This is a genomic window from Candidatus Rickettsia mendelii (assembly GCF_057543435.1).
In genome coordinates, this window is record NZ_BTGX01000016.1 from 26,051 (window position 1) to 38,699 (window position 12,649).

Below are 12,649 nucleotides of genomic sequence, written 5' to 3' on the forward strand. Positions count from 1 at the left end.
TAAATTCAGCATATTTTAATCTGCAATCAAAATAAACCAAAGAGCTAAGGTATGCAATAGTTTTTATAAAGTACAGAGTTTAAATTTCATTAAACAATAAGATTTGAGCGTATTTCCTTGTTAAGATTTTTGGTATATGATAATTCTATACCTAGCTCAGCAAATATCTTTACTAAAGCTACAGATAAATCATTGATCATCTCATCAGTGTGAGCTGGAGTCGGGATGATTCTCAAGCGCTCCGTACCTCGTGGAACAGTTGGAAAGTTAATATGTTGAACGTAAATGTTATACTCATTAAGTAGTACATCTGAAGCCTTAGCTGCTTTAATTGGATCACCGATAATAATAGGCACTATATGACTTCGATTTTGTAAATAAGGAATATTAAAATAATCAAAAGAATTTTTGAGCTTTCTAACTACTTCTTGATGCTGCCGGCGTTCCTTATCTGACTCTTTAAGATGCCTAATGCTATAAATTGCAGCAGTAGAAATTACTGACGGTAATGAAGTAGTAAAGATAAACCCTGGCGCAGTGAGTCTTACAGCATCGACTAAATTGTGACTAGCAGTAATATAACCACCTATAGTACCGTATGCTTTTGCAAGTGTACCCTGAATAATATCGACTTGATCACTACAACCAAGAAGTTCAGCAATACCACCACCGTGTTTACCGTATAAACCTACCGTATGAACTTCATCTATAAAGGTTAGAGCATTATATTTTTTAGCTAAATTAATTATATCTTTAACAGGTGAGAAAAAACCATCCATAGAGTAAGCTGACTCAAAAACAATAATTTTTGGTCTATTAATGTCAACTAGCTGTAACAATTCTTCTAAATGCTTGGCATCTAAATGCCTATAAATATATTTCTCAGCTCTTGAACTTGTAATACCAGCAATAATCGATGCATGATTTAACTCATCGGAGAAAAAGACTATATTTTGCATGATTTTAGCAAGCGTTGCAAGCGTTGTATCATTTGCTACAAAACCAGAGGTAAATACTAAAGCCGCTTCCTTATTATGTAAACCTGCTAATTCTTTTTCTAGCTCAATAATAGCGATATTATTACCACCAATATTACGAGTTCCTCCTGACCCAACACCATATTTTAGCAAAGCATCTATAGAAGATTGTATTACTTCTGAATGTTTACTCATACCCAAATAGTCATTTATACACCACATAACTATCTGCTTATTTTCATACTCTGCAAAAGGGAAATTATCAGCTTCTCTCTTTAAAGCTTTAAATTCTCGATATCTTCCTTCGCTCTTAATTTTATCTATATGATTGCTAAATATAGTATCATAATAAAACATCAAAACTATTATTTTATTTAAAATTTATTTGCAACGTTAGTTGAGAGAGTGTGTCACGCTACGATTTGACCACAGCATTTTTAGAAACTATAATTACAAACCACCTTACAAAATAATTCGTATCATAGACAGACAGCAAATACTAAAACCGCTTTTACACCGAATTCACGTTTGTAGCCATTCTACATTAAAATTAAATAAGTTTAAAGTTATAAAATAGCTTTTTGTATAATGTCGTTTAGTCTTTTTGAAAAAGCACCAGTATCAGCTACAGGTTCACCTTCTAAAATACATACTTGATCAAATATCAATTTAACTAACTCTTCATTACTTTTATTATTTGCTTTTAAATCATTAAAAATCTTCTCTATAATTTTATTTTTAGGATTTAGCTCTAAATTTTTGGCAGAAACAGTAGCAATTTGTTTTTGCTCAATTAAAAACCTCTCCATACGAATATCCATAGCGGATTCACTAACTGCAAGGCAAGCTGGGCTTGAAGTAAGCTTTTTAGAGATCTTAACCTCTTTAACTAAATTGCCTAATATTTCTTTGAAGTAATCTGTTAGTAATTTATATTCATCATTGGATTTTTTATCATCTTTATTCTTCTCATCAAGAACTGAGCTAGCTTTTTCTATATCAATATCGCTTCTTGTAGCTGATTTAATAGCATGCCCTTTATACTCACTATTAACATTTACCCAAAAATCATCGACTGTATCAGTGAAAAGCAATACATCTATATTCTTACTTAAGAATCCTTCAATTTGTGGACTTGACAGTAATTTATCCGGATTATCACCGCTCAAATAATATATAGTATTTTGTCCATCTTTAAAATTTGCTATATATTCATCAAGACTGATCAATTTATTATGTAAAGCACTCCTAAATATACATACTTCTAATAATTTTTCGTGATCAGTTGTAGCTTCACATAATCCTTCTTTTAAAGCTCCACCAAAATTAGCCCAAAATGTATTATATTCTTCTGACGACTCTTCTTTCTTTTTCTTAAGCTCACCTAGTACTCTTTTAGTAATAGCGTTTTTGATTTTCTCAAGCACATTGTTATGCTGTAAAGATTCACGGCTAATATTTAGCGGTAAATCTTCTGAATCAACTATACCTCGTAAAAATCTTAGATACGATGGAATTAAATCAATATTCTCATCAGAAATAAAGACTCTTTTGATATAGAGCTTTACTCGTCTTTTACGATCAGGATGGAATAAGTCAAAAGTTTTGCTTGATGGAATAAAGAGTAAGTTAGTAAATTCTATTGCTCCTTCATTTTTGTTATGCATAGTTATCCAAGGATCGTCGACTGCATAAGATAAACTTTTATAAAACTCTTTATATTGTTCTTCAGTAATTTTGGATTTTGGCCTTGTCCATAATGCTGAAGCTGAGTTAAGCTGAATTTCGTTATTACCTGCTTCATCAAAGAAATATATAGGTACAGCTATGTGATCGGAATAACTTTTTACGATATGTTTTAATCTAAAATGATCAAGAAAAATATCTTCTTCCTTTTTAATATGTAGGATGATTTCAGTACCTCTAGTAAATTCTCTATCAGAATCTGAGACAGTATATTCACCAAGCCCATCTGATTCCCAAATGTAAATCTTATCTTCACTCACTTTTCTTGAAGTTACTGTAACTTTATCTGCTACCATAAAACTTGAATAGAAACCAACTCCAAATTGACCTATCAGCATATTATCTTTTTTAGAATCACCAGACAGATTTTTTAGAAAATTTGCTGTACCTGATCTTGCAATAGTGCCAAGATTCTCGATTAAATCATCTTTATTCATGCCAATACCGTTATCACGGATAATAATCTGTCCATTATTTTTATCAATTCTAACCGTAATTTTAAAACTAGAATCATCTGCTGTTAGCTCACTGTTGCTTTGAGATAAATAACGTAATTTATCGCAAGCATCTGAAGCATTGGAAATTAGCTCTCTCATAAATATTTCCTTATTACTATAAAGAGAGTGAATCATTAGGTTTAAAATCTTGCCAACTTCGGCATCAAATTTCTTTTTTTCTTGCGTCATACTATCATCCAATTTATAAATTCTTTATTCATATAAGGATTAATAATTAAATTTAAATACTCTTCTCTAATATTTTTTATTAATATTGTTTTTAAGTTATGACTATAACCCCTAATAATTCCTAAATCATTGCGTGCTAATTTCCATTCTTTTGCTAGATAATTTATGACTTCTTTGTTAGCTTTACCTTTTTCTGGAATAGATTTTATAGATAATTTGAGATATGGAATGTTATCCACAATTACAAAATTACTGACTAGATTATGTTTAGCATTCGTCTTCACTTTAATATTAAGCAAAGCTTGTTTCAAAGATGAGTTATAACTATAGAATTTGTTCATGAATAATTTCTATAACATTTACAGAAAGTTATTATTATGTGATAATAAATCTAATTTATTTAAATTGCTACCAATTAAATTGATTAAATAATGATAAATTATCTCCTTCACAAGAATTATTTTCTCTTTGATCTGTACATCTTAAAATAATTTACTTGTTCTTCTTCAAACTTAGATAAAGTAATACTATCAGATGATATTTGCTCTTTTACTAAAATAAAAGTTTTTTCATTTTTTAGTCTGTATATACTGTACTTACTAATGAATTTGGTAACGCTATACTTAGATTATTCCAAATGTTCGTATAAATGTATTTTTTCTATCATAAACTTACTAATAATTTAGTGAATGTTATTTATATCAAAAATAAAAGTTGCTGCTCTAAGCTTAACAACTCTATAGGTATCTTTATCTATTTTATTTGTTAAATTCTCTTTCATAATAACATCTTATATTTATGCTTTAAAAAATGATTAGGACCTGGTCATACAATACCGTCAATAAATTTATTAGCATTTATTACAAAAAAGAATACTTGAAAAAAGCTATTTAAATTGATATAAGGTTTATCGGTAGTTATATTTGGCGCCCTTAGCTCAGCTGGATAGAGCAACAGATTTCTAATCTGTGGGTCAGAGGTTCGAATCCTTTAGGGCGCGCCATTCTTCGATTTCCAACACTTTTATAAAGCTATAGAACGCTGGATACAGTATAATGTGAGGTTTTTGACTGGTTTACTTTATAGGAAAAAATATCAACTTTATCAATTGCTTTTTCTTCATTCGCCGATACAAGAAAATTTTATATGCATTTGCAACTATTTGGATCACATCTATCATTTTTTGGTTAAATACCTATCATCCTACTTTATACCATTATATTTTTATCAGATAATATATTATCTTTTGTGCACTCATACTCACACTAAACAAAACTGCTATAGAATAAGCTGCTCTACAGTTTTTGATTTTTATCATAGATACCTATGTAATGATTAAAAGTGAGAAGCGTTGCTGCCAATTTTTCAAATTAAACTATAATACATAGCTCTTCAATAATTTAAGATTAATAAATCTTTATCAACCCTAAAACCTTTAAAACGCTCGAGCAGTGACATACCAAGAAGTGAAATATCAAGATTGCCAAGACCTACATGCCCCTTGACGTTTTTGAATTCTGTACCGATTATAACACTATCTAAAATTATAGGAGCAGCTTTACTTTCACCATTAGCTGTTAGGTAAGTTCTAGTATATTTTAATTTGTTTAAATCAAAACCTAACTTCTTAGCATCATCACAAGTTAAAGCTACGTCACTTGCACCAGTATCAAGCATAAATTTTATCTTAACGTTATTTACAAAAGCATTGATATAAAAATGTCCATCTCCACTACGTGCTATAATAATCTCGCCAACTTTAGTAGACCAACTATATGAAGGAATTAATACCACAATTACTCTATGGTAAATATAACTCAGCTCAAACCTGAACACATAGGCAGTTATTATAATTAAAAAAATTGATGCCCAAGCTGCTAATTGTAAACAGAATTTACGCACTTCATTTTGACTAATAGTGCTGTAAATTATACTAAATAATATTAATAATGATGAAAAAAAAGCTCCTATATTCTGTGACTCTTTAAAAAACTTTGGATAATGCTGATTGATATATTTATAAAATAAAGCTGTTACAATTACGCTACTACAAATTATAAATACAAATTTTATAAGTTTTTTGGCCATTATTGAATATTTAATAAATTTGAAAAAGAACATGGTACTTCGCAGGTTTTAAGCACACTGTAGGCATACTACGTTAGGATTAAAAGCAAGAAGCAATATAACAACTTTTAATTAAACAAATATATTACATTAAATCACCGATATTTTCTAAAAATAACCTTGCTCTATGTGATGCCGGTTTATAAAAAAAATCTTGTGCAGTTTGATTCGCTAAAACTTGTCCTTGATCCATAAAAATAATACGATCAGCTATTAATTTAGCAAATTTTAAGTGATGAGTTACTACTACCATACTCATTTGATCTTTTAATAAATTTATATTTTCTACAACATCTTTAATATTTTCAGGATCTAATGCTGAAGTTGGTTCATCGAATAATAAAATTTCTGGCTTCATCATTAAGGCTCTTGCTATTGCTATGCGTTGCTTTTGTCCTCCTGATAAGCTTGCCGGATATGAGTTAAATTTTTGTGTTAACTTGAATTTCTCAAGTAACTCTTTTGCTTGAGATATTACTTGATTTTTTGACAATTTTAAAACATTTACTGGTGTATAAATCAAATTATCACCGACAGTTAAATGAGGAAAAAGATTAAAGTTTTGAAAAACCATGCCAACTTTTAGCCTGAGTTTTCTTCTATCTTTAGGTAGTAATTTTTTTCCATCAACTAATAAATTACCATTACTTGGTTCTTCTAGATTATTCAAAATCCGTAGCAAAGTAGTTTTACCACCTCCTGAAGGACCTATTATTACTGTAGTTTCTTTAGTAGCAAAATTTAAGTCAATATTCTTAATCACGTAATTCTTACCATAACGCTTACAAACTTTCTCTAGAGTAATCATAAATTAAACTGTAAATCTATAACCATCATAAAGTGGTTTTATGTTATCTGGAAGTATTTCTGTAATTTTATGATAATCTATAGTATGTCTCATATTGGTTAATAATATTTGCTTTGGCTTATATACTTCTCTCCACTCTAGAACCTTATCAAGCCCTGCATGGTTTTTATTTGATTCATAATCCATACAATCTAATATCCAAATTTTTATATTTTGTAAAAATTTTTCTGATTCAGGTGGGAAATTAACCACGTCAGCTGAATAAACAAAATCACCTATGCGTAAACCTAAGCTATCAATAAATCCATGATTTTGTCTAAAAAATTGTATTTCAATAGTCTTAATTTTAATTTTATCAAAAAAATCAACAGGTTTAATTTCTAACATCTGTCCAAGTTCAAGAGAGCTTCTATCAAATAAATAATCATATTTCTGATGTAGTTTTACTACGCTATTATAATTAGTATAAATTTCTAATGGTTTCTTCTGCATAAGAGAAAATACCCGTAAATCATCAATACCATTAACATGGTCTGAGTGATCATGCGTCAATATAGCACAATCAAGCTTACTTATTTTTTCCCTAACTAACTGATATTTAATATCATAACCAAAATCAACTAATATTTGACTATTTTCGTCACTAATGTATATTGCTGACCTAGTTCTTTTATTGTACTTTAAATTTGAAATACATACAGAACAATTGCACCCAATAACTGGTACACCTACGGATGCACCACAACCTAATATTGTTACTTTTAACATAAATATTTAAAAATTAATGTTTGATATCTTTTACAATTTTTATGGTTTAAATCAAGAAATATTTTCATTTTTGAATAAAGTTACCAATATTGGTTTAATACCTTACTTTTTAAAAATACTTTCTTTTTGTTTTAATATTGCTAATTTTGTTTTAATATATATTTTATACTGTATATATTTTTTTATTCAATTAAAGAAAATCAAAAATATCAATGAACTACAAAATAAATTCTGGGATAGTTATAATAAATTAGTAGAAATTGGTATAATATACATAGTATTCGGTTTAATTTTTACTGCTCTTAAATTTTCTATTAACTTACCGCGTCCTTATTGTAGCTTGCCTATAGATAGTTTTATAACAATAAAAAATACTGCAAATGAAAGATGTTTATCAAGCTTTCCGAGCAGCCATGCTGCTCTTGCAAGTTTAGTTAGTTATCTTATCTGGGATTATATTAAATTACCAATAAAATTATTAATGATTTGTCTTGTTATACTAGTATCATTGTCTAGAATTAGCCTTGCCATGCATTATCCAAGTGATATAATTTACGGCATTGCTATCGTGTTTATAGTTATACTCATAAGTAAACTACTTTATCAAATCTTTTCAGAGAATATAATAAAAAAGCTTGGTTATTTTATTCTTAATTCATTTACAAAAACTAGCACTTAAATGTTGTTATATCGAAAATACTTTATAAAAAATATTTTATCTCTGCTCATAGTTGTTACTTTTTCAATGACTAGCATTGTATGGATTACACAAATATTAAAGCTTTTATATTTATTTGATAAAGGTATAAAAGTTATGGATTTCTTCAGCTTAGTAATTTTAGTACTACCTACTTTAGTATTTATTCTATTACCAGTAATAACAGTTATTGCTATAATCTATATTTATAATAACCTAAAAATTGAACGGCAACTAATTATATTACAAGCTTTGGGAGTTAACAATGTACAGCTAGCATTACCAGCTTTATATGTTGCATTAATAGTTATGTTAATTGCTTATTATATATCTTCTACTATTATGCCTTTATCTCATATAAATTTAAAATCACGTTTAAGCTTTATAAAGAATAATTATATATCATCTATGATTGAAGAGAAAACGTTTAATAAAATAACAAAAGATATTACTATTTATATAGACAAAAAATCAGCAGATAATGTTATGAGTGGAGTAATAATATTTGACAACCGTACGACCGATAATCCTTCTATAGTATTTGCAAGTTCAGGTATATTTAATATATACAATAATAATCCAGTTTTTGAACTCAATAATGGTGTAAGACAAGAATATGACGTAAATGGTAATTTAACACAGCTAACTTTTGAGTCATTAATGATAAAACTACAAAATGATAGCCCTTTAATATCTCAAAGAACTAAGCATAATAAAGAAGCAAATGAGTATTATATTAAGGAATTGCTCAAACCTCCTGTAGATTTAAGTCCTGAGAAAAAAACTAAATTAATTGCTGAAGCACATCAAAGAATAATTTGGCCTTTATATAATTTTGTACTACCTTTTTTAGCACTTGCCATTTTCTTAAAATATCCTTATAGCAAAAAAATAACTTTTATTCCGATATTATATGCTTCCCTAACAGTATTAATAGTAACCTCAGTTCATTTTATATTGCAAAATTTTGCTTCAAAAAATCTAAATTTTGTTTTTGCCTGTTATGCAAATATATTTCTTGCTCTAACAATTGGATTATATTTATTTATAAGAAAAAATATATAGATTTAGTTGTCATTGTGAAGTACTAAAAGTATTGTTGCATAGCTTAGAAAACATGCTCTATACTATTTCCACTTTCGTAGGAATGTAGTAAAAATATAAAATGTGTAGAGTTTTTACATTATATCAAATACTCTTACTCTAGATTGCTACTTTCGTGATGATTAAGACTAGTCAAAACACTGTACAATATTTTACCCTTAATTCCTCCTTAAGATGATAGATTACTAAGTTGAAACTGTGCTTCTTCTTTTACAATGATGTAATTATTTAGTCATGAATATTACTCTGAGTAGAAGAGTAGTTATGGGTATCAACTAAAGAAAAAAATAATAAAGCTAAGAGCGCAAAGTACACATAAGCTTTTGCAAGACGAAATAGTAAAATTTTAAGTTCATCAAATATATCTAAACTTATTCTACTTTACTCCATGCACCTTGAAGATCTTGCTTAAAACAATCAATTGCGTTTTCTTGCTTGGTAGATTTGTGTATTTTTGATGTCAATTCTTTTAAATCTTCAGGAAAATCAGTTATTATAATTATTCTTTTAAAAGCTTCAAAGTAACATTTTACTTGCAAAATTTTTTCTATATCTACAGGTGAGATGACAATAAGCACACTAGCATCATTAGGGTTTTGTAGCTCATCTGTGATATAAATCGGCTGTTTTTCAGGTTTAGGATCAAACTTGCTTCCGTGAGGAATGAATTGCTTACATGAATAAGTCCAAAGATTTTTATTGAGCATTTCCTGCTGCTCTGTATCTGCTGTTAATACGACACTCTTAAGACCAGAATAATAACATTTTTCTATTAAAAGAAATATTGCCTTCAACAGTAATTCATCGCTTGTTTGATAAATACTAAATTGTTGCATAAAAACTTTATATTATTTTTTCATAAGAGACTTTCAAGTGGTACGGATAGAGGGACTTGAACCCCCACGCCTTGCGGCACAAGAACCTAAATCTTGCATGTCTACCAGTTTCATCACATCCGCATATGAGTATTGTTGTTTAGTCTTCGGTATTATTGCAAAAAGAAAACACAAGTTTAAGACACTAAGCAATCTACTAAAAATAATACAAAATTGCCTACTAACGATTATTCTTTGGATTGCTAAGTTAATCTACAACTACCCACAACAAAAAACAAAGTATAGCAACAACACTTTATTACTTTATTGCTGTAGTTAGCATTTCTACCAAAAAATTATAATACACATTATATAATTTTTGTAAATCGCTAATTTTAGCATGCTCATTTATTTTATGTGCTGTTTCAGATAACAAACCGAATTCTACCAATGGACAATAATTTTTGATAAATCTTGCATCCGATGTACCACCACTCGTTGAGAATTGTGGTTTTATTTTAAGTATATTTTCTACTACTCTAGCAAAATCTTTTATTTTATCACTAGGATTTTGAATAAAGCTTTCTGCAGAACTACTATATTCTAACTTATAATTCAGTTTATATTCTTTGCAGTATTGTTTAACAATTTGCTCTACTAATTGCACTAAAGTTTCTACACAATATAAATTATTAAAGCGTATATTAAAATATGCTTCTGCTTTTGCTGGAATTATATTTGCAGTATTATTACCAACATCAATAGAAGTAATTTCAAGATTTGATCTTTGGAAAAATTCTGTTCTTTTATCAAGTTTTATGTTTACTAATTCATTCAATATTTTTACTAAGCAAGGTACAGGATTATTTGCTTTATGTGGATAAGCTACATGCCCTTCTAAACCTTCTATATTTAACTTAAAGTTAATACTTCCTCTTCTACCGATCTTAATAGTGTCACCTATTCTTTGTTCACAAGTAGGCTCTCCAACAATAGCAAAGTCAATTTTATGTCCTTGATCATAAATATATTGCAGCATTTCCTTAGTACCAAGTTTTGCACTTCCCTCTTCATCACTAGTAAGTAAAAAGCTAATAGAACCTTTAATATCAGCATTATTTTTTATAAAATCTAATGTTGCAGCTAAAAAACATGCTATAGCTCCTTTCATATCAACGGTGCCTCTGCCATATATTTCATCGCCTATTATATGAGCAGAAAAAGGAAAAGCATGCCAAAGACTTTCATTAATTACCGGCACTACGTCAACATGACCTACAAAGCAAATATTTGGCTGATTGTTGCCATAAACTGCATAAAGATTAGTAACTTGTTCACTTTGAGAATCACCAAATATTCTTATTTCAGTTTTGAATTCATGCTTTTTAAGTAAACCCTCAACATATTCAATAGCACCGCTACTGTTGGGAGTCACGGACTTGAATTTAAGCAAATCTTTTAGATAATTAATGTACATAAGTACTTTTATTAGTTTATAATTAATAACTATAATCTTTCGTTTCTTTGAAAAAGATTATATTTTTTACATTCACTTATACAAATACAAGTTTACAAAAATAAAGTAAGAATAAATTAATATTTATATAATAAGTAGTATTCATTTGAGAGCGTTTGCCTATCAAATTCTATGAAAACAGCAGTAATAATTGATTTTTTACTTTCTGCATTATTTGGAATAATAGTTTTAAGAGCTTGTACTAAAATTAAAGAATAAGATATAAAATTATGGATTACAATAAACTCATTAAATAATGATTATAAGATTTAAATAAAATCTTATATTTTTGGCTAGAAAAAACAGGATATGGTACTGTATAAACAGTATTAGAAGAAAGAATTGCTTTTTCAAGCTTATTCACCATAAAAGGCATATTATAATTATAATCCACTAAAATTATTGAAGTAATATTATAAGTTAAAATAAAATCAGTGACTTTATTAATATAATCCTCTTCTGACATTATTTTACTTGGAGCAAGTATTACCTGCTGTTCTACGACGCTATGCTCTTTTAATAAATTATTTAATTGCTCAGAAGACTCTATACCAGTAATAAATAGTATAGGTGCATAGCCTGCCTTAAGTAGAGCAATACCGGTTTCAACTTTATGACCTCCTCCGGCAAATACTACTATTGCATCAGTAGTATTATTATTAAGCTTATAAGAATTTATTAAATATACATAATAGACAAAGCCAATAACCCAAATTGCTAAAATTGCAAGTAAAAATTTACGGATCATTTAAATATCTTATTAAATTCAGTTTGAATAATCTTATCAAATTCTGGTAGTTCAATAGAAATTCCTAATTGCTTTAAAGAAGTTACTAAAGAATTTTCAAGTCCACAAGGAATAATTCCAGCAAACTTACTTAAATCTGTTGAAATATTTACAGCTATACCGTGATATGTAACCCACTTCCTTACTCTAACACCTATTGCAGCAATTTTAGCAAATTCGTCACTTTTTATTTTTACCCAAATACCTACCTTACCTTCAATAATATACGCTTTAACTCCAAGATAATTCAAACTATTCATAATCCATTCTTCAAGCATTTTTATGTACAGTTTTAAATCTTTAGTACGATTTGGTAAGGCTAAATTAAGAATTGGATAAATAATACGTTGACCAGGTCCATGAAAAGTAAATTTACCACCACGACCGGTATAAATTACTGGAACATTAATGCAATTCAATAATTCTTCTTGTTTATAATCAGTACCGGCAGTATATACTTCAGAATGTTCAACTAAATAAACAATTTCCGGCTCATTAGCACTAATTACCTTGTTAACATAACATTCCATTAACCTTAGAGTAGCTGAGTAATCTGTAAGATTCGGTATAGTTATAAATTGTACCATATTATATTATCTATCATAGTATCAATTATTA

General features: G+C 28.5%; 12 protein-coding genes and 2 tRNA genes. 3 read left to right on the plus strand and 11 right to left on the minus strand.

Annotated elements, in window-relative coordinates:
* Positions 1 to 89 precede the first annotated feature (89 nt).
* The 3 genes from hemA to AC27F4_RS02995 form a co-directional block, all read right to left on the minus strand.
* Entirely contained in the window at positions 90 to 1,334 is a 1,245-nt protein-coding gene (gene hemA, locus AC27F4_RS02985) for a 5-aminolevulinate synthase (RefSeq protein ID WP_487061959.1), read from the minus strand.
* 209 nt (positions 1,335 to 1,543) lie between these two features.
* Entirely contained in the window at positions 1,544 to 3,409 is a 1,866-nt protein-coding gene (gene htpG / locus AC27F4_RS02990) for a molecular chaperone HtpG (RefSeq protein ID WP_487061961.1), read from the minus strand.
* Positions 3,406 to 3,750, minus strand: coding sequence for an A1G_07140 family DUF167 domain protein (locus tag AC27F4_RS02995; protein ID WP_487061963.1), 345 nt, complete (start codon positions 3,748 to 3,750; stop codon positions 3,406 to 3,408). The genes htpG and AC27F4_RS02995 overlap by 4 nt, the downstream gene beginning before the upstream one ends.
* 585 nt (positions 3,751 to 4,335) lie before the next feature.
* Between AC27F4_RS02995 and AC27F4_RS03000 the strand changes: the two genes are divergently transcribed.
* A tRNA-Arg gene (locus AC27F4_RS03000) sits at positions 4,336 to 4,412 on the plus strand.
* Positions 4,413 to 4,801: 389 nt separating this feature from the next.
* Here the strand turns inward: AC27F4_RS03000 and AC27F4_RS03005 are convergent.
* From AC27F4_RS03005 to AC27F4_RS03015, 3 genes are all read right to left on the minus strand, one after another.
* Positions 4,802 to 5,497: a TIGR02281 family clan AA aspartic protease gene (locus AC27F4_RS03005; protein WP_487061965.1), complete on the minus strand. Its 696-nt coding sequence runs from the start codon at positions 5,495 to 5,497 to the stop codon at positions 4,802 to 4,804.
* A 124-nt stretch (positions 5,498 to 5,621) separates the two neighbouring features.
* Positions 5,622 to 6,344, minus strand: a complete 723-nt coding sequence (locus tag AC27F4_RS03010; protein WP_487061967.1) for an amino acid ABC transporter ATP-binding protein — start codon at positions 6,342 to 6,344, stop codon at positions 5,622 to 5,624.
* Between the two features lie 3 nt (positions 6,345 to 6,347).
* On the minus strand, positions 6,348 to 7,112 hold the full coding sequence (locus tag AC27F4_RS03015; protein WP_487061969.1) for an MBL fold metallo-hydrolase: 765 nt from the start codon (positions 7,110 to 7,112) through the stop codon (positions 6,348 to 6,350).
* Positions 7,113 to 7,128: 16 nt separating this feature from the next.
* Between AC27F4_RS03015 and AC27F4_RS03020 the strand changes: the two genes are divergently transcribed.
* Together AC27F4_RS03020 and AC27F4_RS03025 are read left to right on the plus strand one after the other, a co-directional pair.
* Positions 7,129 to 7,791 carry a phosphatase PAP2 family protein gene (locus AC27F4_RS03020; RefSeq protein WP_487061971.1) on the plus strand — a complete coding sequence of 221 codons (663 nt, stop codon included), beginning with the start codon at positions 7,129 to 7,131 and terminating at the stop codon, positions 7,789 to 7,791.
* Positions 7,792 to 8,874 (plus strand): LptF/LptG family permease, encoded by a 1,083-nt coding sequence (locus AC27F4_RS03025; protein ID WP_487061973.1) that lies wholly within the window; start codon positions 7,792 to 7,794, stop codon positions 8,872 to 8,874.
* Positions 8,875 to 9,284: 410 nt separating this feature from the next.
* On the opposite strand, the gene AC27F4_RS03030 is transcribed toward AC27F4_RS03025, so the two are convergent.
* From AC27F4_RS03030 to lipB, 5 genes are all read right to left on the minus strand, one after another.
* The gene (locus tag AC27F4_RS03030) at positions 9,285 to 9,749 is read right to left on the minus strand and encodes a DNA polymerase III subunit chi (protein WP_487061976.1); all 465 of its coding nucleotides are present in this window, start codon (positions 9,747 to 9,749) and stop codon (positions 9,285 to 9,287) included.
* A 38-nt stretch (positions 9,750 to 9,787) separates the two neighbouring features.
* Positions 9,788 to 9,872, minus strand: a tRNA-Leu gene (locus AC27F4_RS03035).
* Positions 9,873 to 10,047: 175 nt separating this feature from the next.
* The gene (dapE, locus tag AC27F4_RS03040) at positions 10,048 to 11,205 is read right to left on the minus strand and encodes a succinyl-diaminopimelate desuccinylase (protein ID WP_487061978.1); all 1,158 of its coding nucleotides are present in this window, start codon (positions 11,203 to 11,205) and stop codon (positions 10,048 to 10,050) included.
* 274 nt (positions 11,206 to 11,479) lie between these two features.
* Positions 11,480 to 11,992, minus strand: a complete 513-nt coding sequence (locus AC27F4_RS03045) for a YdcF family protein (protein ID WP_487061980.1) — start codon at positions 11,990 to 11,992, stop codon at positions 11,480 to 11,482.
* Entirely contained in the window at positions 11,989 to 12,618 is a 630-nt protein-coding gene (lipB, locus tag AC27F4_RS03050) for a lipoyl(octanoyl) transferase LipB (protein ID WP_487061982.1), read from the minus strand. The genes AC27F4_RS03045 and lipB overlap by 4 nt, the downstream gene beginning before the upstream one ends.
* Positions 12,619 to 12,649 lie beyond the last annotated feature (31 nt).

Coding starts and splice junctions, on each gene's coding strand:
- hemA (WP_487061959.1), bottom strand. CDS start 1,334: ATGTTTTATTATGATACTATATTTAGCAATCATATAGATAAAATTAAG.
- htpG (WP_487061961.1), bottom strand. CDS start 3,409: ATGACGCAAGAAAAAAAGAAATTTGATGCCGAAGTTGGCAAGATTTTA.
- AC27F4_RS02995 (WP_487061963.1), bottom strand. CDS start 3,750: ATGAACAAATTCTATAGTTATAACTCATCTTTGAAACAAGCTTTGCTT.
- AC27F4_RS03005 (WP_487061965.1), bottom strand. CDS start 5,497: ATGGCCAAAAAACTTATAAAATTTGTATTTATAATTTGTAGTAGCGTA.
- AC27F4_RS03010 (WP_487061967.1), bottom strand. CDS start 6,344: ATGATTACTCTAGAGAAAGTTTGTAAGCGTTATGGTAAGAATTACGTG.
- AC27F4_RS03015 (WP_487061969.1), bottom strand. CDS start 7,112: ATGTTAAAAGTAACAATATTAGGTTGTGGTGCATCCGTAGGTGTACCA.
- AC27F4_RS03020 (WP_487061971.1), top strand. CDS start 7,129: ATGTTTGATATCTTTTACAATTTTTATGGTTTAAATCAAGAAATATTT.
- AC27F4_RS03025 (WP_487061973.1), top strand. CDS start 7,792: ATGTTGTTATATCGAAAATACTTTATAAAAAATATTTTATCTCTGCTC.
- AC27F4_RS03030 (WP_487061976.1), bottom strand. CDS start 9,749: ATGCAACAATTTAGTATTTATCAAACAAGCGATGAATTACTGTTGAAG.
- dapE (WP_487061978.1), bottom strand. CDS start 11,205: ATGTACATTAATTATCTAAAAGATTTGCTTAAATTCAAGTCCGTGACT.
- AC27F4_RS03045 (WP_487061980.1), bottom strand. CDS start 11,992: ATGATCCGTAAATTTTTACTTGCAATTTTAGCAATTTGGGTTATTGGC.
- lipB (WP_487061982.1), bottom strand. CDS start 12,618: ATGGTACAATTTATAACTATACCGAATCTTACAGATTACTCAGCTACT.